Raw genomic sequence first — 25,648 nt, forward strand, 5'->3', positions numbered from 1 at the left:
TTCGCCCGCACAACAAATCATGGAGGTTATAGGAATGCGGAGGAACACAATAACCCCAAGCCTGATATTGACGTTTATGCTGGCACTCGTTCTGCCGGGCTGCGGTTGGGGGGGCAATTCAGCCGGGACCAGCCCTGCGTCCCAGACACCAGGTGATGCACCGGCGCAAAAGGTTACCCTCAAGATGATGCATTTATGGCCGGCGGACAGCTCGGCCCAGCAGAATAAACTGGTTGGGCAGATCATTGACGATTACCAGAAGGAGCATCCGAACGTCACGATCAAGCAGGAAGTGCTGGAAAATGAGCAGTATAAGAACAAGCTGAAGGTGCTGTCTGCCGCAAACGAGCTGCCGGATGTCGGCATTACTTGGGCCGCAGGCTTCATGGAGCCTTACGTGAAGGGCGGATTGTTCGCTCCGCTGGATGATATCCTGTACGGGGAGCAGCTGAAGGACAAATTTGTAGCCGGTACTACGGAAGCTTATGCAGTGGACGGCAAGACTTATGCCCTGCCCATCGAGCTGAATATCTCGCCTATTTACTATAACAAGGATATCTTTACCAAATACAGTCTGCGGGTTCCAACCACGTATAAGGAATTCAAGCAAATTGTGAGAATACTCTCGTATAACGGAGTAGCTTCTATCGCCTTGGGCAACAAAGACCGCTGGACCGGCTCATTGTGGTATATGTATCTGGCTGACCGGATCGCGGGAAGCGACACCCTGAAAAAAGCGACCGATGGTTCAGGTTCGTTTGATGACCCGGGATTAATCAAGGCTGCGGCTGAAGTGCAGACTCTGGTGGATATGAACGCCTTCAATAGGGGCTTCAACGGATTGTCGAACGAGGAGGGCAAGTCGGAGTTCGTGAATGAAAAAGCGGCTATGTATCTGACAGGAACATGGGAGCTGCCTAACTTTACTACTAACCCGGATATCCCTCAGGTATTTAAGGACAAGGTTGGGTTCTTCAAGTTCCCTACCGTCGATGGGGGGAAAGGGAATATCAACAGCTGGGTGGGCGGTCCCGGTGTCGGCCTATTCATAGCCGAATCCTCCAAGGTGAAGGAAGAAGCCAAAGCCTTCGTCGAGTACTTCGTATCCAAATGGGGCCAGGATTCTGTAACGACGGCGGGTGTTATTCCGGCGACCAAAGTAGATACCTCGAATTCCGAGCTGCCTCAGTTGTATGTGGATTTGCTGAACGAGCTCAATCATGCGAGCAGCATTACTTTGTTTGCGGATGTGCAGATGAAGCCGAATGCCGCTCAGGTCCACCTGGATATGATTCAGGCACTGTTCGGCAAGGCGGTAACGCCGGAGCAGTTCGCAGCCAAGCATAAAGAAGCGGTGGAGAAAGGAAACTGAAGATTCGGGTGATTAGCGGAAACGGAAGTCTCCTGTGGTGCTAGGGCTCCCTTTCGATTCCGGCCCATCCCCACTGGAGCAACTACGCCAATGTGTGTATAAATGGAAATACAAGGCATTATTTTATAAACAGTGTGTGGATTACAGCGGCTTCACTGGCGCTCTGGAGGCTGTAGAAGCCTTAGCCCATTTTAGAGAAATGGGATGTCCCACAGCCGGATTGACGGCTTGCCGGGGATCCCATTTCTGCGTATCAAGGGCTGTCGCGGAGAAAGAGACCTACCTCCTGCTGCGGCAAGAGAAATAGAAAAATTCATCATCCGAGGTAACAACTTGGTCAAAAGCATATTGTGCCGCCAGACGGGACAGCTCTTCGTTTGCGGGAATAGGTTCACGCTCGCTAATGTAACCGATGCGCTGATGATGCTCCTTCAGACCCTGCCGTGTTCTGGAGTGGGCGATCACAAAGGTGCCTCCAGGAAGCAGGCTCCGCTGGGCGTTGGCGAAGAGCATATCCAGATTGGAGAAATGGGGGATGCTGTTATAGATCAGCACATGGTCAAAGCCCGGATGGTAAGCGAGCGGGCTCTCGAAATCGGCGCAGTCCGTCTCCGCCTCGGGGAAGCTTCTGCGCAGCTCCTCCAGCATTCCCGGGGAAATGTCCATAGCCAAGTAGCGCCGGGGAGCAATCTGCCGCTTCTTCAGCGCATGGAGAATGACGCCGCTGCCGGAAGCCACGTCCATGAGACTCTGGCCGCTTTGTATACCGAGGGCGGCGACTACTTTTTCGGCCTGTCCAATTGCTTCCTCACTATTGCTCCAGACAGCGGCGAGGGTATTGAATTGCTCTTTCTCTGCTTCTTTCCGCTCATTCATTGTCATTGCAATCATTCTCTCCCTTTGTTATAGATTGGAAAATTATATGTATAAAAAGCGGTTCTCTGGATCTGGACAGATCGGGATGAACCGCTTGTTTTATTCCATTATACATCAGTGTGCCGGTGCGGCCGAAGGGACAGCAGCCTCCGAAGACTCGTGCCCAATCAGTCCATGCTTTTCCCAAGCCCGGCTCTTCCAGCGGAAATACATGATGATCGCCCGGAGCCATTCATCAAAGGCAGTAGCCAGCCAGACTCCGGCCAGGCCCAAATGCATCTGGAATACCAGCACATAGCCGAGCGGCAGACTGATGCAGATCATCGATATAAGACCCATATAGACAGGGAATTTGGCATCGCCCGAGGCGCGCAAGGAGTTGATAATGACCAGGTTGCAGGTTCGTCCGGTCTCCAGGAAGATACTGAGCAGAATAACCTGGGCACCCATGGTGACGATACTCATATTATCTGTAAATAGACCCATCAGCGGAATACGGAAGAAAATGACGGCAGCATCAATAATCACCGTGACGAGCAGCGCCCATTTTGCACTGTTGAACACCCGCTTGTAGGCTTCCTCCGGCCGCCCTGCTCCGACGAGATGTCCTACAATAATGGAGGTTCCCATAGATACAGCAACGCTGAATAAGAAGATGTAGCTGGAGATATTCAGCGCATATTGGCGGGTAGCCATAGCTTCGGCGCCCAGATACGTAATATATAGGGTGAAAATCAGCTGGCAGGATTGATAGATCACCGATTCAAACGCGGACGGGATACCGATTTTGAGAATTTGCATGACATATTTTTTGGAAAGATGAATGTAATACGTCCATTTTACCCGCACCTCCATAATTCTGTAGAGCAGCAGGAAGAAGAGAATCAGGCAAATGAGACGGCTGGCTACCGTGGAAATTGCTGCTCCTTGCACACCCAGCGCAGGCAGGCCGAAATGTCCAAAGATCAGCAGATAATTACCGGCTACGTGAATGAGATTCATCAGCAGGGAGACCATCATGGTCTGCTTGGTAAAACCGTGTGTGCGGATGGTCGTTGCCAGGGCATTCAGCAGCGCCTGCAGGAAAATCCCGCCTCCGACAATATGGATATAGACCTTGGCATGTACGAGAATGTCCCCTGTGACATTCAGCGCGCCCAGCAGCGAGCCTCCGAAGAACAACAGAGCTGTGCTGAGAATAATGCCTACTGCCAGATTTAATGTAATGGCATTGCCGGTGACCTCTGCGGCCTCTTTGGGCTTCCTCGACCCGAGATACTGGGACACGACAATGGCTGCACCGTTGCCGATTACGCTCAGCACGAGGATAGCCATAGTAATAATCTGATTGGCTGCGCCTACACCGGACACCGCATCATCCGATACCGAGCTGATCATGAACGTATCCACACTTCCCATAAGCATAAACAGGAACAGTTCCAAAAATATAGGCCAGGTCAGCTTAATCAAATTAAACTCCTGGTGTTTCGTTTGGTTCATTACACACCTTCTTTTAGTTATTTCTTGCTGCCTGTCAGCTGTAAACAAGGTGTATGTTAGCACAGCTTTTATGAAAATGCAGTACATTTACGAAAATTCTGAAAAAACCAACATGAGTTTCCTGGACCACTCCCGTTAAGCAGACCTTTACCAGGCGCAATAGTATCCTTGGAGTAACTACAACACGGCAAAGTGCCTACTTCCCTTAATGAATCTATGCACCTACAATAGGTGAAGCACTTACTAAAATATATTAAAAGGAGTCGAATAGATGAAGCTGCAATTGGCGCTGGACCTTGTAAATATTGAAGGGGCGAAGGATATTGTCTCGGAGGTAGCCGAATTCATAGATATTGTGGAGATTGGAACACCGATTGTTATTAATGAGGGCCTGCATGCGGTGAAGGCGATGAAGGAAGCTTTTCCAGCATTGACCGTATTGGCAGATCTGAAAATTATGGATGCCGGCGGGTACGAGGTGATGAAGGCGGCTGAAGCAGGCGCGGATATCGTGACCGTACTTGGTGTGTCCGATGACTCAACGATTAAAGGGGCTGTAGAGGAAGCCAAGAAAAGCGGCCGTGAGATTCTTGTGGACCTGATCAACGTCAAGGATATCAAGGGAAGAGCGGCCGAAGTGGACGCGCTTGGTGTGGATTATGTCTGTGTGCATTCCGGGTATGACCATCAGGCTGAAGGCAAAAACTCCTTCGCTGATCTGCAGGCCATCAAGAGTGTAGTGAAGCAGGCCAAAACGGCAATTGCCGGGGGCATCAAGCTGGGCACGCTGCCTGAAGTGATTGCAGCCGGCCCCGATCTGGTGATCGTTGGCGGCGGCATTACCGGTGAAAGCGATCAGAAGGCTGCGGCGGCGGAAATGAAGCGCCTGGTCAGCCAGGCCTAATCCCTTTATGGATACTGTTAGCTATGCACAGGAGATAGTGAATGAGCTGCAGCGTTCGGTCGGACAGCTTGAGACAGCGGAGGCCGAGCAGCTGGCAGCGCTGCTGCTGCGCTCCGGCAAGGTCTTCGTCGCCGGTGCCGGCCGCTCTGGTCTTATGGGCCGGGCCTTCGCGATGCGGCTGATGCACACCGGTAAGGAAGCCTACGTGGTCGGTGAAACGGTAACACCGGGGATCGGGCCGGGAGATGTGCTGGTGCTGGGCTCCGGTTCCGGCGAGACGGCCAGCCTCTTGACCATGGCCGGCAAAGCTAAGGCAGCGGGAGCCGCCGTTGTGGCTGTAACGATTTCCCCGGAGTCATCCATTGGCCGGCTGGCTGATCAAACCGTCAAGCTGCCGGGTGCACCCAAGGAACAGACGGACGGAGGTCATATCACCATCCAGCCGATGGCTTCACTGTTTGAACAGACCCTGCTGCTCTTTTACGATGCCGTGATTCTGCGGATGATGGAAGAGACCGGCCAGACCTCCACCCGGATGTTCGGCAACCACGCCAATCTGGAATGAAAATAACACCGCCTGTCCAAAGAATCCGGATAGGCGGTGTTTGATTGTGTACAGCTGGCAGATTCTTGATCTATCTTACGGCCTGCCCCTCTAGCGCTTAAGCAAATCCTCGCGGATAGGTGTGAAGGCATCGAGCAGCGCTGATTCTGCCTCCAAGGCTGTTACGCCATGTTTGGCATTTGCCGGTATGGCAATACTTTGGCCTGCGCTAACAATGTGCTCCATGCCGTCAATACGGAACACAAAGCTTCCACGCAGACAGTAGCTCATCTGCTCGTGGAGATGGCTGTGCTCATAGCCCTCGGCCCCTTTTTCGAAATGAACCTCCATCATCATCAGACTTGCTGCCGCATTCAAAATACAGCGTTTGACTCCAGGCTCTGCCGGTTCCCATACTCCAAGATTGCTCATGTTCTAATCTTCCTCCATCTATTTAATGTGTGTATTACCCGGATTTGCCGCTTATCGAGGCATGGCGATGTGAATCCTGCCTGCCTCAAGTCTCAGTCCCATTGGCTCAGGCTGTCCTGGCTCTGCTGTCTCAGGCTCTCCAAGCAGTCTGAGTGGTCCAAGGTCCGGGACCGTAATATGACGGCTCTGCCCGGTACCGTTGATGGCGGCGATAAACCACGCGCCGTCCGACCGGGTGATCTTGTACAAGCAGCCTGCCTTAATGAATACAAAATTACGCTCATACTCCCTGGCATTAGCATCTGGAATGCGGCTTCTTACATAATCCAGTTCCTCCGAAAACCGGACCTCCTTGCAGTTGCTTCGCAGCGGGCCGTTGGCGAATCTTCCGGATTTATCATCAAATTGGACAACATTATGGGCTGCGCCGGATACATACCAGTGCCGGTCTCCGTTATAATAGCCCCCTGTTCCGGAATCGAGTGTTACCGAAACCCCGTTCGCCCAGATGGAGAAATGCCCCTCATCGTGATGAGCATGGTAAGTCAGCGGCGAAGCCTCGTAGATCGCATAATGCTGCAGATTCTGCTCCCCGCTGCGGAAGATGACATAGCCGATATCGGGATAATGTACGGAGCCGAGAGCGGGCTGCTGCTCCGGGAGGTTCGGCTGTGGATACAGTAGAGCGACCAGAGGCAGGGGATATGCTCCGTTATCCTCCACGGGTGCACCGCCGCGCTTCCAGGTCCAGATCATTTCCCCGGCAAGCTGCGGGTCTTCCTCCGTATAGAATGGAGCCGCATAGCCGAGTAGGCGAAACCACTTCTCCTGTACATTGGCATCACCAACAGCCGGTGTAAGCAGAACCGGGGAGCCGGAAACGCCGCCCTGAAGGGTATCTGCCGCAGTCACCGTGCCCATAAGGAAGCGGTACATGCCCTTTACCTTGTCATGCTTGAAATAATCAACGCCCTTCAAGCACTTCAGCAGGAAGAAAAAGAGAAAATAGCGGTGCAGCACGGCCCCGTGGTAGCGGATGTTCTCCGGCCAAGCGCCGTCTGGGTCCACCACTTCCGCGAGCTGCCAGTCGATGACAGAGAGGGCATGATCAAGATAGGCTCCGCTCTGTTCCTCCTGCGGGAAGAGGAGGGCATACACGCCCAGCCCGGTCGCCCGGTCCGCATTCCAGTTGCTGCGTTTGCGCCCTTCTCGTCCGGGAAGGTCTCCAGATCGAACCGGTAGTAGCCGGTATCCATCATCATTGCGGCAATGTAGCGGAAGTGGGCGAGAAGCTGAGACTCCTCCTCGGGAAGGAGAACACTGCTGCCAGCTATCTGATCATAGATGACCGAGGCAGCAGCAAGCCCTCTCCCGATATGCACCGCACCGTAGGTATCATCGTCATGCCAGCCGTCTCTGCGGAAAATATCCATGCCTACCTGCATGTCTGCCAGCATGTACAGCAGCTTTTGCTTGGCTTGTTCCGCAAATCTGCTTTCGCCTGAGATCATATACATATTGGCGTCTGCACCCGTTGACTCAAGCTGGTACACCCAATTGGTCAGCGTGGGCCGGTTAAAAGTGGGGGAGAGCAGTTCCGGTCCCAGCGGCTGCTTCGCAGCATTCAGGAAACGGACCTCGGCGCGGATTCCTCCGCTCAGAGGCGCCTCCAGGCTGAGTGCTGTTTGCATGCTGTAATGATCCCCTTCGCGTACAGGGATGAGCTCCTCATAACGCAGGACTGTCATTTCAGATTCCGCCGTATTGCTTATCCGGATACACTGCACATCCTCATCCGGAACACTTCCCGCCGGAGTCACGCCCGAAGGCTGAAGACCACTCCGGCCCCCTGGCATTTGCTCCAGATAAACATTACTGCCGCTACCCGGCTCCTGGCACCATCCCGACAGAGCATGCTGCAAGCCGCCATTCGCCAGTGCAATGGGCAAACCAAGCTGGGAATGAGTCAGTCGCAGGCCGCCGATGCGGGCCCCGGCACCGCCGCCGTGTGCTGAATTCATCGGTAGTTCAGACCTCCTTGTAAAGTTGTCATGATTCGCTGGCGTCCCTTTCTTTTATTAGTATAGCCGTGCTTTCACTAAGGGCGGGATGGATAAACAAAGGGAAGAAAGGGGGACAAAGCAACTGAAAAAGTGAAATTCTCCCCCAAGGGCAGTCGCTTTCTCCCTAACCGTTATGAACGGAGTGAATTATCATTAAGGACAGATGCATAGACCAATGACAGGAGGAACAATAAATGAATGAATCGAAACGTCAAATTAACGCCTGGACCTCCGTTGCTCCCAGCTTGATTCTGACGCTGATTTTTGGAGTGTATCCTATCTTTTGGGCTCTAAAGTACATGTTCTATGATTACCAGGGCTTTGGCGAACCGCTGTTCATCGGACTGGATAATTTCGAGCGCCTGTTCCGGGACAAGGAATTCTGGAAGTCGGTGGTCAACACCTTCATCTATGCTGGCGGCAAGCTGCTGATTACTTTGCCGTTGTCCTCAACCGTGCACTGAAGGGGCGGCAGCTGCTCCGGGATTATTTCTTCTCCCAAGGACGTCTCGAAGGAATGAAAAAAGTCGATGTCTTCAACAAATTTATTTTTGCCGGCGGTGATCTGGACAAGGAGCTCCAGGATTTGAATACCCGCTACAATGCAGCACTGGAAAAAGCCAAAGCTGCGGGCGACACCGATATTGCAGCACAGCCGGATTTCAGCGCGGTCAGTCTGCAGGGATCATTAGCTGACAAGTAAAATAGAAGGAACGCACACAGACCGCCTGCTTACAAGCCGGCGGTCTGTGTGCGTATATGGAGCGGGATTTGACTTCCCCGCGGTCATGTGCGTCTCCCGGGTGTTCTGTAGTATGATTAAGAAGGAAGGGAGCTGCTTCAATTGGCAACGGAGATTAAGGACCGCATTAACCTGAAGGAAATCAACTGCGAGAAGGAGCTTACGCTTGCTGTCATTGGCGGGAAGTGGAAGCTGATTATTCTGTGGCATCTGGGCCTGGAAGGGACCAAACGCTTCAGCGAGCTGAAGAAGCTGATTCCCCATATTACACAGAAAATGCTGACCAACCAGCTCCGTGAGCTGGAAGAGGATCAGCTTGTATTCAGACAAGTGTATGCCGAGGTTCCGCCGAGAGTGGAATATTCATTGACGGAGTACGGGCAAAGCCTGCTTCCTGTGTTGCATATGATGTATGACTGGGGCAAAAACTACGGAGAGAATGTAATCTGGAAGGACATCCCTCCAGGCGAGAGATAGCAATGGAATAGAAATTTCTATGCTCATATCGATAGTATCTGCAAGGAAAGTACGTTACATAAATGTGCGTGCTTTCTTTTTGTGCCCAACTAGATTACACTAAGTATGAAGCTTACTAAAAGATATTAGATATTCGGTATTCGGTATATAAACTATATTGGAGGGATTACAGAAGATGTTAAAAACAGATTACAGTCCGTTGCTTGAATCATTCCAGTTCGCAATCGGGATTTCGTTGAAAAACCGCGTAGTAATGGCACCTATGACCAACTTCTCCTCGAATGAGGATGGGACGGTATCCGGACCGGAGCTTGATTATTACATCCGCCGCTCCAAAGGAGCAGGAATGGTGATTACCGCCTGTGTATACGTATCGCGTGGAGGCAAGGGATTCGCAGGTGAGTTCGGTGCTGACCGTGATGAGCTGATTCCCAGCCTGCGTCAGCTGGCTGAAGCCATAAAGGGTGAGGGCGCAAAGGCGGTTCTGCAGATTTTCCACGGCGGACGCCAATGCCCGCCGGCGCAGCTGCCTGACGGACAGCCCGTCAGCGCAAGCAATGTGCCGTCAGAGCTTCCCGGCGGCGGACATGGACCTGTTCCCCGTGCGCTGACCGATGAAGAAATCGAAGGGATCATCGCCGACTTTGGTGCGGCTACCCGCCGTGCGATTGAAGCCGGATTTGACGGTGTGGAGATTCATGGAGCAAATGGTTATCTGCTGCAGCAGTTCTTCTCTCCGCATTCCAACACGCGTGAAGACCGTTGGGGTGGAGATGTGCAGAAACGCCTGGCCTTCCCGCTGGCCGTTCTGCGCGCAGTAAAAAGTGCAGTGAAAGAACATGCATCATCGCCGTTTCTTGTCGGCTACCGTTTTTCTCCTGAGGAACCGGAGACGCCTGGAATTACAATGGCCGAATCCTTCGTACTGATCGATGCGCTGAAGGAAGAAGGGCTGGATTATCTCCATGCCTCGCTGCAGGAACTCTGGTCGCTGCCGCGGCGCGGAACCGAAGATAGCCGCCCGCGGATTGAACAGATCGTTGACCGCGCGGGCAGCGGACTGCCGGTGATTGGCGTCGGTTCGCTCTACAGCGCAGATGATGCGCTGAAGGGCCTGACCAGCGGAATCCGTCTGGTGGCGCTGGGCCGTCCGCTGCTGATTGAACCGGACTGGGTGCAGAAGGTTGCTGAAGGCCGTGCCGATGAGATCCGTACGGAGCTGGACACTGCTGCACAGAGCACACTTGTCATCCCCGATCCGCTGTGGGGTGCTCTGACCCATACTCCTGGCTGGATTCCAGTGAAGTCTTAAGAAGACCGCCAGCTTAATGAAATATGCTGTTCATAACCTCTCGCTGCTGCTTCATCAGGGCAGTGAGAGGTTATTTGCGTAGATTCCAAGGGATGTGTGATACAATCATATTTATTGGCGATATACATAATTTGGGCAAAGGGGATCACACCTAATGAATGTACAGCGGAGCAGCGGAGCATCTACTTCAAATGAATACCCGGAATCCCTTCAGAGTACGCTTGAACTGATCAGCGGGAAGTGGAAGGGGATTCTTCTCTATCATCTAATCAGCGGAACTAAGCGATTCAACGAAATCCGCAGGCTCTGCCCGGACATCACCCAGCGGATGCTGACTCTTCAGCTCAGAGACATGGAGCGTGCAGGACTTGTTCATCGAAAGGTGTATCCGCAGGCCCCGCGGAAGGTGGAATACTCCTTGACGGACTGTGGCCGAGGCCTGGAGACAGCCCTTCTGAATATCAAAAGCTGGGGTGAAACTTACCGCCAGGAACTCTTCAGGGAGCATCCCGGGCTGCCTGAATTGCCAGCCTCTGCTTCTCCGGCTGCAGAACCGCAGGCAGAGCCTAAACAAATATCCCCGGCTAGGAGCTAATGCTCCTGCCGGGGATATTGTTACATATAAGGGGGTGTGTACCCACTGCACCTAAGCCGTTAGGCTTTCTGCTCAGTCAGCTTGGCGATCTCGACAATGACCTGCACGGCCTTTAGCATTACATCCACGGAGGCATACTCGAATTTTCCATGGAAATTCTCACCACCAGTGAAAATATTCGGTGTCGGCAGCCCCATATATGACAGCTGCGAACCGTCGGTGCCACCGCGGATCGGGCGGATCACTGGAGTAATACCAAGGTTCTCCATGGCTTCCTGGGCGATATCGACAATATGCCGCACTGGCTCGATTTTTTCACGCATATTATAATATTGATCCTTCATTTCCAGAACTACATTCTCTGCTCCGTAGGTAGACTGGAATTCCTCAACAATCGCTGCGATATACGCCTTGCGGTTCTCGAAGGCCTCTCGGTCAAAGTCACGGATGATATACTGCAGCTTGCTGTGCTCCGCTGTACCCGACATGGAGATCAAATGGTAAAAGCCCTCATAGCCCTCAGTGAATTCCGGCGCTTCGCCGGATGGCAGTCGGAGGTGGAACGCCATGGCGATTTTGGACGAATGAATCATCTTGCCTTTGGCAGTTCCGGGATGCACGTTTACACCGTGGAAGCTGATTTTGACACCGGCAGCGTTGAAGCTTTCGTATTCCAATTCCCCGAGCGGTCCACCGTCCACCGTATAGGCATGGGAAGCCCCGAAGCGCGCAACATCGAATTTATGCGGCCCGCGTCCAATTTCCTCATCAGGGGTAAAAGCGACTCTGATCTTGCCATGCTTGATTTCCGGATGCTCCAGCAGGTAGGCCATGGCGGTCATAATCTCAGCGATTCCCGCTTTATTGTCTGCCCCCAGCAGGGTGGTGCCATCCGTTGTGATCAGCGTGTGGCCTTTGTATTCAGGCAGCTCCGGGAAGCTCTGCGTGGAGAGCACAACGCCCAATGCTTCATTCAGGACAATATCCTTGCCATCGTAGTTCTCGATAATCTGCGGCTTCACATCCGCTCCGGTGAAATCAGTCGCAGTATCCAGATGTGCCAGGAAACCGATCGTGGGAACTTGCTTTTGGGTGTTGGCAGGCAGGGTAGCCATGACATAGGCATGCTCGTCCACTGTAACCTCCACAAGACCCAGCTCCTGAAGCTCTGCTACCAGCTTGTGGGCCAGGTCCATCTGCCCCGGTGTGGAAGGACAGGCTTCATTGTCATCATTCGATTGGGTATCCATTTGGGCATACGAAACAAACCGTTCGATCAGCTTTTCTTTCATTAACAGGTCATCTCCTCTATCTCATCGTATATCTATAGTATCACTTTCCATACAATGTCTCATCCCTTGTCGCCAGATGGGGAAACCGGCTCTTTGCGGAGCAGAGTGGCTGAGAGCAGATAGCGGTCTGGTGCCGGGCCGATATAGGTAAACGGATAGCAGGTAATCAGAGTAAGCACTGCTTCGCTTTTCTGCTGCTTGATTACACCTCTTGCGTCACCGTCTACAATCGTACTGCCGGTAATGCTGTAAATGAATTTTCCGCCCACAGTTTCAACCTCGATTAGATCACCCTTCTTCAAAGTGCCTAGCCCCCGGAACACCGTGTCACGATGGCCGGCCACCACACTGTTGCCCAATGTACCGGGCGGGGCGCTCCCTATATCATGCCCAGCCCCTTTTTTAAGCTGTGGCCGCTGCGTGCCTTCCAGAATGGCAATCCGTTTATCCAGTTTGGGCAGATAGATCTCTCCGATAATTTCGCCCTTCTTGTAGATGGGTTTTGAGGTGCTTTTTGTTTCCGATGGACTGATCATGCCGTCAGGCAGGGGTGTTTCATCATTGGACTGGGATATAATGGGAGCTTCCTCCCTCTTTTTCTCCCATTCCTGCAGTGCCTGGCGAGCCTCGGCGGGGGCCCGGAAGATTTGGAAGGCCGAATAGAGCATGATACACAAAGAGAGTACGAAGATCAGCTTCACGGCAATGGCCAGCCCCGAATGCTTCTTCATACTCTCGCCTCCAGCCTGTGTTGAAATGGGTTTACTTCTTCGAGCTTAGTCTACGTAAGATAATTATGCTCACAATTGCTACCGCCAAGCTGATCAGAATCAGGTTATACCAGGGTTCTGCAGTGTCCGGCAGCTTCCCGCCGCCGTCTGGTCCCCCGAGCGGAAGCTCATCATCCCCTAGTGTCACTCCAGGATCCGGTGATGATGTTGCTTCATTGCCGGTTCCTGTATTGCCGGTTCCCGGTGAAGCCGATGGTGGACTTCCGCTGCTGCTGTTATTGCCGCCCAGTGGAACCGGCGGGTCGGTGACCGTAGCTTCATTTAAACCCGGTGAAGCTGTTGCTGCAGATGAAGCAGCAGGTGTAACGATTGTTCCCGGCACCGAGCTGGCGGTTGGCGCAGCGGTCGGGCCGTCTGTCGGATTCGGAGTAGCAGAAGCCGAAGGTGTGGCGCTAGGCGCAGCCGACGGATTCGGAGTAGCAGAAGCCGAAGGTGTAGCACTAGGCGTAGCCGATGGATTCGGAGTAGCAGAAGCCGAAGGATTCGGAGTAGCAGAAGCCGAAGGTGTGGCGCTAGGCGCAGCCGACGGATTCGGAGTAGCAGAAGCCGAAGGTGTAGCGCTAGGCGTAGCCGACGGATTCGGAGTAGCAGAAGCCGAAGGTGTGGCACTAGGCGTAGCCGAAGGATTCGGCTCACCGGAAGCGGAGAATATGAAGGCTACACTGGTTGTTTTCGCCTGATATTCATTACCAGCCTCATATGGAAAAGTTACATCCATTTGAATGGCCTCTTGGGCTCCACCAGACAGTGTTCCTACTGCCACCCGCCCCTCCGCCTCGCTCATTACCCCGGAATAGAGGATGACTCCCTCTTTTTGCAGGGTCATTTGCAGGATATTGTACAATTCCTTGTCCCCGGACATAAATTTGAAGTCTACATAGTAATTGAATGGCTCATTACCTTCATTAATCACGGTATAGTCAGAGGAGGTGACATCCCCCGGCTGCATATTGTTCATCTTCGCCATACTGGTTGTGTGTGAATTCACTGTAAGCTTTATCGTGTCCTCTGCACTTGCGCCCCCGGCATGCCAGACAACCCCGGCCAGAACGATCAGAATATAGACGCCAATAATTGCCCTGTGGTATTTTCTCTTCACTTGCCCGCTCCTTTCTTTCTGGAAGCTCAGCCTTGCTACCCGCAGACATTCGGCATAAACTCCGCTTTATTCTCACTATTTGCATATACCTTGTCGAAAAGAGTGGTTTTTTGAAGAACCACTACATGTATAAAGCGATAAAGGGAAGTGTCTAGGTTGTTAAGGAATTATGTATGTTCGTTATAACGAATAATATCAGTATAATCAAAATTTCAGATAAGTAAAAACGGGAATTAGGATGTATATTGGTCTTATAGGATCAAAAATTAGGATAAATAGATGAATATTTAAAGATAGCTTCCGATTTCTGTTTATTTCTCTGGATTAAAGAATATTTGTGTTTTTTATAAAGAACGATTGTGATAGTCCATTCAACATCAGCGGGTGTGTTGTTTCCAATACGTCAAAAAAGAGAAAGCAACAATACGCTGCCTTCTCTTTTTGATTCTGAATATGATTTATCTAAACCCGGCTTCAGATAGTTTAGCTTTCCTTCACCAGTTCGGCAACAAGCTCATAGGAATGCAAGCGTGCAGAGTGGTCATAAATCTGCGAGGCCACGATGAATTCATCGGCCTGGGTTTCTTCTACGATTTGCAGCAGTCTTTCCTTGATCGAGGTTTGATCTCCTGCGATGGAGTAGAGCTGCTTGCTGAGCAGCATAGCCTTTTCCTGAGGAGACCACAGTCCCTCCATGCTGTCTACTGGAGGCTGGAGCTTGCCGGTCCGGCCGCGGATAATATTGAGAAATTGCTGCTGCTGCGAAGTCGCAAGCCAACGAGCCTGCTCTGTAGTTGCGGCCGCCGTAATTCCAAGCCCCACCATGACATGCGGCTTATCCAGCGTCTCTGACGGCTTGAAGCTGGTGCGGTACAGATGAAGGGCCGGAAGCAGATAATCGGGTGCGAAGTGGCTGGCAAAAGCAAATGGTAGACCAAGCTGGCCTGCGAGCTGGGCACTGAAGCCGCTGGAGCCTAGCAGCCAGATCGGCACATTCAGGCCTTCACCTGGAACTGCGCGGACACCAAGCGGCCGTGAGCCGGCTCCCTCCGGATTAAAGTAGGCTCTGAGCTCACTGAGCTGCTCGGGGAATTCACTGCCGTCACTGCCAAGGCTGCGGCGCATGGCCCGGGCAGCAGCCTGATCTGAACCGGGAGCTCTGCCCAGTCCCAGGTCGATCCGGCCGGGATACAGCGATTCAAGTGTTCCGAATTGCTCGGCAATCATGAGCGGTGCATGGTTACTGAGCATAATGCCTCCCGACCCTACCCGAATGCTCTTGGTGCCTGCGGCAACATGGCCGATGACAAGGGAGGTAGCAGAGCTGGCAATTCCAGGCATGTTATGATGCTCTGCGAGCCAATAGCGGTGATACCCCCAACCTTCGGCATGACGGGCCAGATCAAGCGTGTTATGAAAAGAATCCGCTGCCGTTCCACCCTCCACAATAGGAGCCAGATCCAGCACGGAAAACGGAATGTCCTGCAGTTTTTTCACGAATATCCCTCCCAAATGGATGCTTCTATTAATAACCAGTATTTGCAGCATGGAAATGATCTACCCGGCAATTATAACATGAAAATAAATTATTTACACACTTTAAGTAAGCTAGTGTCCGGAAGTTTGCTGCGAATCCCCCTTTTTCCAAGGGTGGCCATGAGATGAAATGAATTCTGTATTGCCTAAACGCCAACAATGAAAGCGCTTAAAAAAAATCTGTTGTCAATTATGGAAACCCCTGCTATAATCGCTTTGAAAAGCTTTTCTAAGTAAAAACGGCTTCGCCGTCCTTTTAAGGATGGTATCCGTTTCAGCGAGAAATATAAGGATAATTTATTTGTGAGCCATATAAATTCTTATATTTTAAAAAAGGAAGTTACGCTAATGAAGCCAACCATCAGAGATGTTGCCAAAATGGCAGAGGTGTCGATCAGTACTGTATCCCGCGTGATGAATGCACCGAATACCGTAGTTGAGAGTAAACGCAGCCGTGTAATTGAAGCCATAGAGAAGCTGAAGTATCAGCCCAATGCCTTCGCCCGGGGATTGATTTACAAGAAGTCTTATATGCTGGGCTTGCTTATCCCTGATATTGAGAACCTTTATTTTGCCGGAGTGATCCGGGGAATGCAGGATGCCTGCATTAAGCTGGGTTACAGTCTGATGATCTGCAATACCGACCGTGATAAGGACCGGATGCTGAGCTACATTGATACTTTTCATGAGAAGCAGGTCGATGGGATTGTGTACGCCAGTGATGTCCTGTACCCGGAATGTTATGAGAAGCTGACCGGCTGCAGAATTCCCTTTGTGCTGGTCTCATCCCACTCGGAAGAATTCGATGTGCCTACAGTGGAGATTGATGATGAAAAGGCAGCCTGCGACGCGGTCAGATTTCTGATCGAGCTGGGTCACACCGAAATCGGCATGATCGGGTTCGATCATGTGAATTCCGTGTCAGGCCCACCTAGGTATGACGGCTTTGTAAGAGCATTAACAGAAGCCGGACTTGAGTACAATGTGGAGAAGGTCAGATATGCCAATCACCGTTTTGAGCATGCCTATCAAGCTACGCATGAGCTGTTTGCGGATTATCCGGAAGTGACGGGCTTATTCTGTGTCGCTGATGAGTTCGCGATGGGGGCAATCTCGTATTTGAAAGACCGTAATATTCTGGTGCCGGGCCAGGTATCCGTTATCGGGTTCGATAATCTGCGGATGTCGGGGATGTTCATTCCGAAGCTGACGACAATTGCACAGCCGATTTATCAACTGGGCTATAGAGCCGCCGAGAAGCTGCATGAGCTGCTGACCACCGGCAAGGTGGAAGTAACCACAGAAAAAATGGAGCATAAGCTGATTGTGAGGGAATCCTCACGGGAACGATGAGTCCTGTATACTTTGAAAAGCTTTTCACAAGAGTGGGATGAAGGCTAACTATTTTCAATATAGTATTGGTAACGCATACAACCTAAGACAGTCTTATGCTCCACTACTTCTTGCAAGGAGGTGATCCCGCAGGTAAGCGAGCAACAACCGAACGTAAGCACAAGAAATGCAGTCTCACAAACCATAATTAAAGGGGATGTATGACGAATGAAAAAGGCTACGGGACGAAAACTGTCACTCGCCATGGTGCTATGCTTATCCTTCACCATGCTGCTTAGCGGTTGCGGCGGGAATAATAACACGAATAATGCGGCTAAGACTGATCCGCCAGCGGCTACAGAGGCACCGGCTGCATCTAACAATCAGGCATCACCTGATCCTACCGAGGCCGCTGCTGCGGGCTCACCGCTGGATTTGGCTATGAAAGGTGATTATAAAGGAACCAAAGTCACGATGTTCGGACCCTTCGTAGATGCTGACCAGGTGAAATTCGAGAAAAGCATCAAGGAATTTGAAGACAAGACCGGCATCGACATTCAATATGAAGGCTCCAAGGAATTCGAAGCGACGATCAATATCCGCGTCGACGGCGGAAATGCGCCGGATATCGCTGACTTCCCGCAGCCTGGTCTGCTGGCCTCCATTGCCAAAACCGGCAAGGTGGTTGACCTGACAGGAGTGCTGGACCAGGAGAAACTGAAGGCCAACTACAATAAAAGCTGGCTCGATATGTCGACTATGGATGGCAAAGACGGCAAGATTATGGCCGGGATCTGGAACCGCAGCAATGTGAAGAGCCTGGTGTGGTATCCAAAAAAACAATTCGAAGAAGCCGGATATAAAGTTCCGGAAACCTGGGATGAGATGATGGCACTGACTGAGCAAATCGCCAAGGACGGCGATCCGGCCTGGACCATCGGTATCGAGAGTGGTGCGGCTACAGGCTGGGCGGCAACGGACTGGGTAGAGAACATCATGCTGCGGACAACCACGCCGGAGAACTATGACAAATGGGTGAAGGGTGAGCTGCCGTTCACTTCCCCGGAAGTGAAGAACGCCGTTGAAGTCATGTCCAAGATCTGGCTCAACAAGGATTATGTCTATGGCGGAACCAAATCGATCGTAACTACAGCCTTCGGGGATGCTCCTAAACCGATGTTTGAGAATCCTCCAAAGGCCTGGTTCAACCTGATGGGCAACTTTATCACAAGTTTCTTCCCGGAAACCGCTAAGGTGGATCAGGATTACGACTGGTTCTACCTGCCGCCGATTGATCCGCAGTACGGCAAGCCGGTGCTGGTAGCAGGCGATATCTATGCCATGTTCAATGACCGTCCGGAAGTCCGTGCAGTAATGGAATTCTTCACCACCGGTGAATCCATCAAGAGCTGGGTGCAGTCCGGCGGTGTAATCGCTCCAATGAATGATGCTTCTCTGGATTGGTACACCTCTGAATCCGACCGCCGCATGGCGAAGCTGGTGCAGGATGCATCCACGCTCCGTTTTGACGGTTCTGACCTGATGCCGGGTAAAGTGGGTGCGGGTACGTTCTGGAAAGGCATGACCGACTATGTGAGCGGAACGGCAACACTGGATAAGGCTCTGGAACAGATCCAGTCAGGCTGGAAAAACTAAGCGGAACTTATTAAGTCATATATTCATCTAAAAGCGGGGCAGTGTGCAGTGAGTATGGCCTGTCCCGCTTTTTCTCTGTTAACGTATTCTGACCGAACAGATCGACCATGTACAAGGCTTACGAAGAAAGCTTTGCTCGGCGAAACCAGAGCCTATGCTTGCGAGGAAGTTTTGCTCCAGCAAAACTTATAGGAGGAGCTAATATGGATGCACAAATAAAGCCGGAATCCAGTGTTGCAGGTACCGGGGCGAAGCAGAAAATCAGTCTCAGGGCGGTGCTCCTGTCCCTTGTTGTACTACTCTCCAACATCGTTATCAACGGTGTGATTTTCATGTTTTTCCGGGATTCCACGCTGAATCCGCTGCTCACGGCGGTTCTTGCTGTACTGTGGGGCGTGCTGGGGGTGTATCTCATTTACTATACGCTGACCTGGGCGGTGGAGCAGTACCCTGACTATATCCGCAGGAAGGTGCTGCCGTATATTTTTATCGGGCCGGCTGTGATCATTCTGGGCTGGCTGCTGGTGTTGCCTGCACTGCGTACGTTGTACTTGAGCTTCTTTAATGCTTCCTCGGAGAAATTTGTCGGACTCAGCAACTACGCTGCGATATTCAGCGACCACCTCATGGCAACTGCACTGCGTAATAATCTGCTCTGGGTGTTCGTGGGGACGCTGGCTTGTGTCTGCTTCGGGCTGCTCATCGCCATCCTTGCCGACCGCAGCAGCTACGAGAAAATCGCCAAATCGATCATCTTCATGCCGATGGCTATATCTTTTGTAGCCGCAGGCGTAATCTGGAAATTCGTCTATTACTATCAGCCGGGTGATGAGCAAATCGGACTGCTGAATGCGGTCGTGACCTATTTTGGCGGTGAGCCGCAAGCCTGGACGAGTATGCTGCAGCCTTGGAATAACTTTTTTCTCATTGTCATTTTGATCTGGATGCAGACCGGGTTTGCGATGGTCATTTTCTCTGCTGCGATCAAAGGGGTCCCTGACGATATTCTGGAAGCTGCGCGCGTGGATGGGGCGGGTGAGGTGAAGATTTTCTTTGGGATTATGATTCCGATCATTTCTGCGACAATCCTTACCGTTACCACCACCATTATCGTCTTTACATTGAAAATATTTGACGTCGTCATGGTGATGACAGGAGGTCAATACGATACGGAAGTGGTGGCGACACAGTTCTACCGGCAGTTCTTTATGTACCGTAATTTCGGGTACGGCTCGACGCTGGCTATTGTTCTCCTGATCGCGGTCTTGCCGGTTATTATTATTAATCTTCGACAGTTCCGCAAGCAGGGGGGATTCTAAATGGTCGGCAAAAAGAAAAGAAAAGGCGGCAAAACCATCGTCAATCTGGCACTGGGTGTCATTTGTTTTATCTGGCTGCTTCCCACGCTGGGCCTCTTTATTTCCTCGTTCCGTCCGGCAGCGGATATTCTGCAGACCGGCTGGTGGAAAGTGTTCCCCCATCAGGAGTGGAAGGCAGGCGAAACGCTGCAGCTGTCCAAGGATGTGGATCTGCGCCAGCCGATTGAGGTGAACGGCAAAACCTATACAGACGACCAGTTGAAGGCAGGCGTGGAGGTGGATGACAGCCGTCTGATGTGGGAGAACCGCAGAGCGCGCACGGTCAATATGCAGGAGCAGGGCTGGGAGACCAAACCTGATTTTACACTGGATAATTACAATAATGTGCTGTCCGGCAAAGAGTACAAACTCAAGGAGGCCGACGGCAGTGAAACGGTACAAAAAGGAACGGGGCTGTCGCAGGCCTTCTGGAACACGCTGACGATTGCGGTTCCGGCTACGGTTATTCCGGTGCTGATCGCTTCTTTTGCCGCGTATGCCTTCGCTTGGCTGCGGTTCCCGGGCCGCAAAACACTGTTCGTGATCATTATCGCCATGCTCGTGATTCCGATTCAGGTCGCACTGATTCCTGTGCTTAAGGATTATACCGCACTGGGTCTGAACGGAAGCTATCTGGGGATCTGGCTGGCGCATACCGCCTTCGGTCTGCCGCTGGTCACCTATTTCATGTATAACTTCATCAGCCAGCTGCCTAAGGATTTGTTTGAATCGGCCTTTATTGATGGCGCGAGCCATTTCACCATCTTCAGCAGACTGATTCTGCCGCTGTCCGTTCCTGCCCTGGCTTCCATCGGGATCTTCCAATTCCTGTGGGTATGGAATGATTATCTGGTCTCGCTGATCTTTATCGGCAACCAGCCTTCGGTTCAGGTTATGTCGATGAAGATCGCCGATCTGGTCGGCTCGCGCGGTAACGACTGGCATCTGCTGACCTCGGCGGCGTTTATTTCGATGCTGATGCCGCTGGCGATTTTTTTCCTGCTGCAAAAGTACTTCGTCCGCGGCCTGATGGGCGGTTCAGTGAAAGGATGATGTAGAGCTGGAGGGTTCATAAGAGTCTCGCGATCAGGAGGAGATGTTCAAGATGAAGATGAAGCCCTATGAGCATCCGGCGGCACTGTATCCCTACCGGGATTGGAGCCTTGGTGAGGATGCCTACGAGGATGAGCACAACCAGAGAAGCGAGAGCGTGTTCGCGCTGGGCAACGGATATATCGGCATGCGCGGCAATTTTGAGGAAGGTTATCATGGCCTGGCGGGAACCTCGGTGGCCGGCAACTACTTGAACGGATTCTTTGATTCTGAGCCCATTGTGTATCCCGAGGGGGCGTACGGGTATCCTGAGCGCAACCAGGCCATGCTGAATGTAACCGATGCCCGGATCATCGAGCTGAGTATTGAAGGCCATGCCTTCCATATGAACAGTGGTACGGTACACCGCTACGGGCGCTGGCTGGATATGCGAAGCGGCATCCTCCACCGTGAAGTGGAGTGGGAATCGCCGGCAGGCCACCGTGTCCTGCTGCAGATCCGGCGGATGGTGTCCCTGAAGCATAAGCATCTCGCCGCCACTCACTACAGCGTAACGGCGCTTAATTTCGACGGTACGCTAACGTTCAGTTCCGCCATGGACGGGGATATCGTCCGGCAGGAGGCAAGCGGAGATCCCCGGCTCGGATCGGGTAGCCGTGAACCAAGCCTGCTGCTGGAAGGCACGGGTTATGATGAGACTGCAGGAATGCTGTGGATGAAGCAGCGGACCCGGCATACGCAGTTCGCACTGCTGACGGCGATGAGCCATAAGCTGCAGGCCGAGTCCGGCCATGAGGTAAGCCGCAACCTGACCGGGCCGCGGATCTCGGTATGTTATACCGCTGAAGTGCTTAGTGGACAGAGCGTTTCGCTCAGCAAGTATATTTCGTATCATACCTCCAAGGATTATGATGAAGAGGAACTGCATAACCGGAGCATGGCCGTACTGGAGATGGCAGCGGATTGCGGCTTTGACGGGCTTGCTGCTGAACAGCAGGCCTACCTGGATGTTTTTTGGAGTCACACGGATGTAGAGATTACCGGCGACCCGGCGCTGCAGCAGGGGATCCGCTTCAATGCCTTTCAGCTGCTGCAGTCTGTAGGACGTGACGGTGTAACCAATATCGGAGCCAAAGGCCTCACCGGTGAAGGCTATGAGGGCCATTATTTCTGGGATACCGAAATGTACATGCTGCCGTTCTTCACGTACACCCAGCCCGAAGTGAGCCGTGCACTATTGGAGTTCCGCTATGCCACATTAGGTAAAGCGCGGGAGCGGGCGGCAGTGATGTCGCAGACAGGGGCGCTCTATCCCTGGCGGACGATTGACGGCGCGGAGAACTCGGCTTATTTCCCGGCAGGCACGGCCCAGGCGCATATCAATGCGGATATCGCGTATGGCATCAAGCAGTATGTGCAGGCGACAGGTGATGTAGAGTTTCTCGCCGCTAAGGGTGCGGAGGTTCTGTTTGAAACGTCGCGCTTCTGGGCGGATCTGGGCCATTTCAATCCGGCACGCGGCGGAGCCTTCTGCATTGATGCCGTAACCGGTCCCGATGAATATACAGCCATTGTGAACAATAACGCCTATACGAACCTGATGGTGCGGGATCAGCTTCTGTATGCTTTTGAGACAGCTGATCTGCTCCGCCGGGAATATCCCGGAGATTACGAACGGCTGGAACGAAGTATAGGACTGAGCACGCAGGAGGCAGAGGGCTGGCTGGAGGCTGCGGAGAAGATGTATATCCCATTTGACCGGGCCTTGGGCATCTATGCACAGGATGATACGTTTCTTAGCAAGCGGAAATGGGATTTCGAGCGCACCCCGGCGGATAAGTATCCGCTGCTGCTGAACTATCACCCGCTCGTGATCTACCGCCACCAGGTGCTGAAGCAGGCCGATCTCGTTATGGCATTGTTCCTGCTTGGTGACCAGTTCAGCCTGGCCGACAAAATCCGCAATTATCAGTATTATGAGCCGCTGACGACCCATGATTCTTCCCTGTCCCCGTGTATTCACAGCATCGTCTCCGCTGAAATCGGTGACTTGGCAGGTGCCTATGCCTACTTTGACCGCACGGTGCGGATGGACCTGGATGATATCAACCGCAACGCTAAAGACGGGCTGCACATGGCGGCAATGGCAGGCTCGTGGATGTCGATAGTGAACGGCTTCGGTGGAATGCGCCAGTATGACGGCGTGCTGTGCTTCCATCCGGCGCTGCCGGAGCAGTGGCAGAGCTACCGCTTCAAAATCACATCCAGGGGCCAGCTGCTGGATGTGTATGTAGACCGTGAGGCGGCAGTTTATACGCTGCTTGAGGGGGAAGGCCTCACGATCCGGCACCTGGAGCAGACGCTGCAGCTGTCTCCGCGGGAGCCGGTGACCGTGTCGCTTGCGAGACGGCTGGAAGCGGTGATTTTCGATCTGGACGGTGTGATTACCGACACGGCCGAATATCATTATCAGGCCTGGCAGGCGCTGGCCCATGGCCTGGGGGTGCCCTTCAGCCGGGAGAAGAATGAACGGCTGAAAGGCGTGAGCCGCATGGAGTCGCTGGATATTATCCTGGAGGAAAGCGGCCTCGCCTTCACGGAAGCCGAGAAGCAACGGCTGGCGGAGCAGAAGAACGATCATTACAGGGAAATGATCGGGCGGATCACCCCGGAGGATCTGCTGCCGGGGATCCCGGAGCTGCTGGATTCCCTGCGGGAGCGGGGAATCCTCTTGGGGCTGGCCTCGGCGAGCCTGAATGCTCCGCAGATTCTGGAGCGTCTCGGCGCAGCCCGCTGGTTCCAGGCGATCGCCGACCCGGCTAGTCTGCGGAAGGGCAAGCCCGACCCGGAGATCTTCCTGCAGGCGGCGGAGCTGCTTGGGGTCACGCCGGGCCATTGCATCGGCGTGGAGGATGCGGCAGCGGGCGTAGCCGCGATCAAGGCTGCCGGCATGAAGGCAGTGGGCATCGGTAGCGCAGCTCAGCTTGGCGCGGCTGATCTGCTGGTACCCGGGCCTTCGGGGCTGAGTGTTGAGAAGCTTATGGAGCTAATCCAGCTCTAAATGGAAATACCCCGTCTACCCTCCATGGTTGGAGGAGAGACGGGGTATTCGCATTTAGAACTACGTTCCGGAATGGAGGCTCTGTTCCGAATATGTATTAGAGCCAGCCGGTTACAGCAGATGTTGATCCGGGAAGATTTGCTCCAAGTGATGCTTCATGTGATCTAGATAATCTTCAATTAACCATTGCAGGGTGACGGTTCCGCCGTTCTCCATGAGGAAAACAAGCGGGTTCTTCTCACTGCCTTTCAATCTAAATTAAAAATATTGAAATTCCGGAAAAATAGGCTGATCCCGGTTCACATTACGGCTAGTATGGGAGAGGTGGTTGTATTTCGTACAACTACAAACGCGTCTCACGTTTGCTGTTCGCAATCCACCGCTTTCGTCATGCGGTTCGCTCTCGCCTAAGCTTTATGTCGTGGCCCCTACCGCGAGTTCTACCGGCAAAATATTCTCGGCAGCAACGGAGGCGCCTTCGACCTGCTTCACGATCAATTCTACCGCCAGCCGGCCCATCTCATCCATCGGCTGGCGGATGGATGAGATGGCGGGATGGAAGAGGCTGCGCAGTGCGATTCCGTCATAGCCGATAATCCGCACATTTTCAGGCACGCTGCGGCCGCTCTCCCGGCAGGCTTTCAGTGCGTAGGCAGCGATAAGGTCGCTGCCGGCGAAGATGCCGTCAATCCCGGGATGCTCCCGGAACAGCTGCTCCAGCAGCCTTTCATAAGCCTGCATATCGAAACTGTTATTGTCCGTATGCAGTGAAGTTTGCCATACGCCATGCTCCCGGGCCGTATCGGCAAAAGCCTCATACCGGAGGTGGGATAAGAGGTTCAGCTGAGGATGACCGCCAATATGGGCGAGCTTCCGGCAGCCCTTTTCTATTAATAATGTGGTAGCCAGCTGTCCTCCGGCATAGTTGTCTGAACAGACATAAGGGATATCCGGTGAAATCTGCCGGTCAAAGGTGACCAGGGGCAGATTCATTTGCCGGTAAGCTTCTACTTCCAGCGTATGACTGCCCATAATGATGCCGTCGACCCGGCTTGCGCGCAGCATATCGATATACTCAAGCTCTTTGATTTTGTCTTGTTGGGAGTTGCAGAGCAGCAGCTTATACCCGTTCCGGTAGGCATGCTCCTCAATCCGGCTCGTCAATTCACCGAAGAACGGCAGTGAGACGTGGGGAATAATCAGTCCGATAATATTGGACCTGGAGCGGCTCAGCGAACGGGCCAGCTCATTGGGTCTGTAGTTTAGTTCCTCCATCGCGGCATAGACCTTTTTCTTCAGTGCGTCGCTTAAGTAGCCTCTGCTGTTCAGCACCCGGGATACGGTTGTCGCTGATACGCCCGCTTTGAGGGCTACGTCTTTTATGGTAGGCATAACATAAGGTCTCCTGTCTAAGGGGTTACTGCTAATTTATTCTATCCCCTATGCCTTAAGCTGTCTAGAAAACCCCGGTTTGAAAAAATAAACGTTCCCCGTATAATTAAATGAAAACGATATATAAAGAGGGAAGCTGAAGCTGGTCAACGAATTAGTATATTGTCGAAACTCCTCGTTTTGTGATGCGGCTCCAAAGGGTGTGGGGACCTGCCTTTGGAGTATGAGGAAGACTTTGGGATAGATGCATGGGGGTATACT

General features: G+C 52.6%; 23 protein-coding genes. 13 read left to right on the plus strand and 10 right to left on the minus strand.

What is annotated here, in order from left to right:
• The first annotated feature begins 34 nt into the window (after window positions 1-34).
• Complete coding sequence (locus tag A3848_RS28560; protein ID WP_074088422.1) at window positions 35-1,372, plus strand: extracellular solute-binding protein; 1,338 nt, start codon at window positions 35-37, stop codon at window positions 1,370-1,372.
• A gap of 279 nt (window positions 1,373-1,651) precedes the next feature.
• On the opposite strand, the gene A3848_RS28565 is transcribed toward A3848_RS28560, so the two are convergent.
• Window positions 1,652-2,248, minus strand: a complete 597-nt coding sequence (locus tag A3848_RS28565; protein ID WP_074088468.1) for a class I SAM-dependent methyltransferase — start codon at window positions 2,246-2,248, stop codon at window positions 1,652-1,654.
• Window positions 2,249-2,362: 114 nt separating this feature from the next.
• On the minus strand, window positions 2,363-3,811 hold the full coding sequence (locus A3848_RS28570) for an MATE family efflux transporter (RefSeq protein WP_371916105.1): 1,449 nt from the start codon (window positions 3,809-3,811) through the stop codon (window positions 2,363-2,365).
• A 208-nt stretch (window positions 3,812-4,019) separates the two neighbouring features.
• On the opposite strand from A3848_RS28570, the gene hxlA reads away from it, so the two are divergent.
• The gene (gene hxlA / locus A3848_RS28575) at window positions 4,020-4,652 is read left to right on the plus strand and encodes a 3-hexulose-6-phosphate synthase (RefSeq protein WP_074088424.1); all 633 of its coding nucleotides are present in this window, start codon (window positions 4,020-4,022) and stop codon (window positions 4,650-4,652) included.
• Between the two features lie 7 nt (window positions 4,653-4,659).
• The gene (gene hxlB, locus A3848_RS28580; protein WP_074088425.1) at window positions 4,660-5,217 is read left to right on the plus strand and encodes a 6-phospho-3-hexuloisomerase; all 558 of its coding nucleotides are present in this window, start codon (window positions 4,660-4,662) and stop codon (window positions 5,215-5,217) included.
• Window positions 5,218-5,307: 90 nt separating this feature from the next.
• Here hxlB and A3848_RS28585 read toward each other — a convergent pair whose 3' ends face one another.
• Genes A3848_RS28585 through A3848_RS33240 form a run of 3 tightly spaced genes read right to left on the minus strand, consistent with a single transcriptional unit; the run spans window position 5,308 to window position 7,649 of the window.
• Window positions 5,308-5,628 carry a cupin domain-containing protein gene (locus A3848_RS28585; RefSeq protein ID WP_074088426.1) on the minus strand — a complete coding sequence of 107 codons (321 nt, stop codon included), beginning with the start codon at window positions 5,626-5,628 and terminating at the stop codon, window positions 5,308-5,310.
• Window positions 5,629-5,679: 51 nt separating this feature from the next.
• The gene (locus A3848_RS33235) at window positions 5,680-6,564 is read right to left on the minus strand and encodes a heparinase II/III domain-containing protein (protein ID WP_305953452.1); all 885 of its coding nucleotides are present in this window, start codon (window positions 6,562-6,564) and stop codon (window positions 5,680-5,682) included.
• A 47-nt stretch (window positions 6,565-6,611) separates the two neighbouring features.
• A complete protein-coding gene (locus A3848_RS33240; protein ID WP_074088428.1) occupies window positions 6,612-7,649 on the minus strand; it encodes a hypothetical protein in 1,038 nt (345 codons plus the stop codon).
• A 236-nt stretch (window positions 7,650-7,885) separates the two neighbouring features.
• On the opposite strand from A3848_RS33240, the gene A3848_RS28600 reads away from it, so the two are divergent.
• From A3848_RS28600 to A3848_RS28620, 5 genes are all read left to right on the plus strand, one after another.
• Window positions 7,886-8,155, plus strand: a complete 270-nt coding sequence (locus A3848_RS28600) for a carbohydrate ABC transporter permease (protein ID WP_074088429.1) — start codon at window positions 7,886-7,888, stop codon at window positions 8,153-8,155.
• Between the two features lie 53 nt (window positions 8,156-8,208).
• Window positions 8,209-8,394, plus strand: a complete 186-nt coding sequence (locus A3848_RS28605; RefSeq protein WP_178382096.1) for a hypothetical protein — start codon at window positions 8,209-8,211, stop codon at window positions 8,392-8,394.
• Between the two features lie 141 nt (window positions 8,395-8,535).
• The gene (locus A3848_RS28610; RefSeq protein WP_074088430.1) at window positions 8,536-8,910 is read left to right on the plus strand and encodes a winged helix-turn-helix transcriptional regulator; all 375 of its coding nucleotides are present in this window, start codon (window positions 8,536-8,538) and stop codon (window positions 8,908-8,910) included.
• 175 nt (window positions 8,911-9,085) lie between these two features.
• On the plus strand, window positions 9,086-10,222 hold the full coding sequence (locus A3848_RS28615) for an NADH-dependent flavin oxidoreductase (protein ID WP_074088431.1): 1,137 nt from the start codon (window positions 9,086-9,088) through the stop codon (window positions 10,220-10,222).
• Window positions 10,223-10,376: 154 nt separating this feature from the next.
• On the plus strand, window positions 10,377-10,817 hold the full coding sequence (locus A3848_RS28620; RefSeq protein WP_074088432.1) for a winged helix-turn-helix transcriptional regulator: 441 nt from the start codon (window positions 10,377-10,379) through the stop codon (window positions 10,815-10,817).
• A 59-nt stretch (window positions 10,818-10,876) separates the two neighbouring features.
• On the opposite strand, the gene pepT is transcribed toward A3848_RS28620, so the two are convergent.
• From pepT to A3848_RS28640, 4 genes are all read right to left on the minus strand, one after another.
• Window positions 10,877-12,109, minus strand: coding sequence for a peptidase T (gene pepT / locus A3848_RS28625; RefSeq protein ID WP_074088433.1), 1,233 nt, complete (start codon window positions 12,107-12,109; stop codon window positions 10,877-10,879).
• A 59-nt stretch (window positions 12,110-12,168) separates the two neighbouring features.
• Window positions 12,169-12,840, minus strand: a complete 672-nt coding sequence (locus A3848_RS28630; protein WP_074088434.1) for a sortase — start codon at window positions 12,838-12,840, stop codon at window positions 12,169-12,171.
• 31 nt (window positions 12,841-12,871) lie between these two features.
• The gene (locus A3848_RS28635) at window positions 12,872-13,999 is read right to left on the minus strand and encodes a hypothetical protein (RefSeq protein WP_074088435.1); all 1,128 of its coding nucleotides are present in this window, start codon (window positions 13,997-13,999) and stop codon (window positions 12,872-12,874) included.
• A gap of 483 nt (window positions 14,000-14,482) precedes the next feature.
• On the minus strand, window positions 14,483-15,496 hold the full coding sequence (locus tag A3848_RS28640; protein ID WP_244169906.1) for an LLM class flavin-dependent oxidoreductase: 1,014 nt from the start codon (window positions 15,494-15,496) through the stop codon (window positions 14,483-14,485).
• 387 nt (window positions 15,497-15,883) lie between these two features.
• Here A3848_RS28640 and A3848_RS28645 point away from each other — a divergent pair, with 387 nt between their 5' ends.
• From A3848_RS28645 to pgmB, 5 genes are all read left to right on the plus strand, one after another.
• Window positions 15,884-16,888, plus strand: coding sequence for a LacI family DNA-binding transcriptional regulator (locus A3848_RS28645; RefSeq protein ID WP_074088437.1), 1,005 nt, complete (start codon window positions 15,884-15,886; stop codon window positions 16,886-16,888).
• Between the two features lie 207 nt (window positions 16,889-17,095).
• Window positions 17,096-18,523 (plus strand): ABC transporter substrate-binding protein, encoded by a 1,428-nt coding sequence (locus A3848_RS28650; RefSeq protein ID WP_074088438.1) that lies wholly within the window; start codon window positions 17,096-17,098, stop codon window positions 18,521-18,523.
• Between the two features lie 203 nt (window positions 18,524-18,726).
• A complete protein-coding gene (locus A3848_RS28655; RefSeq protein ID WP_074088439.1) occupies window positions 18,727-19,842 on the plus strand; it encodes a carbohydrate ABC transporter permease in 1,116 nt (371 codons plus the stop codon).
• Window positions 19,843-20,934 carry a carbohydrate ABC transporter permease gene (locus tag A3848_RS28660; protein ID WP_074088440.1) on the plus strand — a complete coding sequence of 364 codons (1,092 nt, stop codon included), beginning with the start codon at window positions 19,843-19,845 and terminating at the stop codon, window positions 20,932-20,934.
• A gap of 52 nt (window positions 20,935-20,986) precedes the next feature.
• Entirely contained in the window at window positions 20,987-23,995 is a 3,009-nt protein-coding gene (gene pgmB, locus A3848_RS28665) for a beta-phosphoglucomutase (protein WP_256702584.1), read from the plus strand.
• Window positions 23,996-24,409: 414 nt separating this feature from the next.
• Here the strand turns inward: pgmB and A3848_RS28670 are convergent, their stop codons facing one another.
• Window positions 24,410-25,387 (minus strand): LacI family DNA-binding transcriptional regulator, encoded by a 978-nt coding sequence (locus tag A3848_RS28670; protein ID WP_074088441.1) that lies wholly within the window; start codon window positions 25,385-25,387, stop codon window positions 24,410-24,412.
• Between the last annotated feature and the right edge of the window lie 261 nt (window positions 25,388-25,648).

The organism is Paenibacillus sp. P32E, from assembly GCF_001909085.1.
Lineage (GTDB): Bacteria > Bacillota > Bacilli > Paenibacillales > Paenibacillaceae > Paenibacillus_AQ > Paenibacillus_AQ helianthi.

Coding starts and splice junctions, on each gene's coding strand:
- A3848_RS28560 (WP_074088422.1), top strand. CDS start 35: ATGCGGAGGAACACAATAACCCCAAGCCTGATATTGACGTTTATGCTG.
- A3848_RS28565 (WP_074088468.1), bottom strand. CDS start 2,248: ATGAATGAGCGGAAAGAAGCAGAGAAAGAGCAATTCAATACCCTCGCC.
- hxlA (WP_074088424.1), top strand. CDS start 4,020: ATGAAGCTGCAATTGGCGCTGGACCTTGTAAATATTGAAGGGGCGAAG.
- hxlB (WP_074088425.1), top strand. CDS start 4,660: ATGGATACTGTTAGCTATGCACAGGAGATAGTGAATGAGCTGCAGCGT.
- A3848_RS28585 (WP_074088426.1), bottom strand. CDS start 5,628: ATGAGCAATCTTGGAGTATGGGAACCGGCAGAGCCTGGAGTCAAACGC.
- A3848_RS33235 (WP_305953452.1), bottom strand. CDS start 6,564: ATGTACCGCTTCCTTATGGGCACGGTGACTGCGGCAGATACCCTTCAG.
- A3848_RS33240 (WP_074088428.1), bottom strand. CDS start 7,649: ATGAATTCAGCACACGGCGGCGGTGCCGGGGCCCGCATCGGCGGCCTG.
- A3848_RS28600 (WP_074088429.1), top strand. CDS start 7,886: ATGAATGAATCGAAACGTCAAATTAACGCCTGGACCTCCGTTGCTCCC.
- A3848_RS28605 (WP_178382096.1), top strand. CDS start 8,209: ATGAAAAAAGTCGATGTCTTCAACAAATTTATTTTTGCCGGCGGTGAT.
- A3848_RS28615 (WP_074088431.1), top strand. CDS start 9,086: ATGTTAAAAACAGATTACAGTCCGTTGCTTGAATCATTCCAGTTCGCA.
- A3848_RS28620 (WP_074088432.1), top strand. CDS start 10,377: ATGAATGTACAGCGGAGCAGCGGAGCATCTACTTCAAATGAATACCCG.
- pepT (WP_074088433.1), bottom strand. CDS start 12,109: ATGAAAGAAAAGCTGATCGAACGGTTTGTTTCGTATGCCCAAATGGAT.
- A3848_RS28630 (WP_074088434.1), bottom strand. CDS start 12,840: ATGAAGAAGCATTCGGGGCTGGCCATTGCCGTGAAGCTGATCTTCGTA.
- A3848_RS28645 (WP_074088437.1), top strand. CDS start 15,884: ATGAAGCCAACCATCAGAGATGTTGCCAAAATGGCAGAGGTGTCGATC.
- A3848_RS28650 (WP_074088438.1), top strand. CDS start 17,096: ATGAAAAAGGCTACGGGACGAAAACTGTCACTCGCCATGGTGCTATGC.
- A3848_RS28655 (WP_074088439.1), top strand. CDS start 18,727: ATGGATGCACAAATAAAGCCGGAATCCAGTGTTGCAGGTACCGGGGCG.
- A3848_RS28660 (WP_074088440.1), top strand. CDS start 19,843: ATGGTCGGCAAAAAGAAAAGAAAAGGCGGCAAAACCATCGTCAATCTG.
- pgmB (WP_256702584.1), top strand. CDS start 20,987: ATGAAGATGAAGCCCTATGAGCATCCGGCGGCACTGTATCCCTACCGG.
- A3848_RS28670 (WP_074088441.1), bottom strand. CDS start 25,387: ATGCCTACCATAAAAGACGTAGCCCTCAAAGCGGGCGTATCAGCGACA.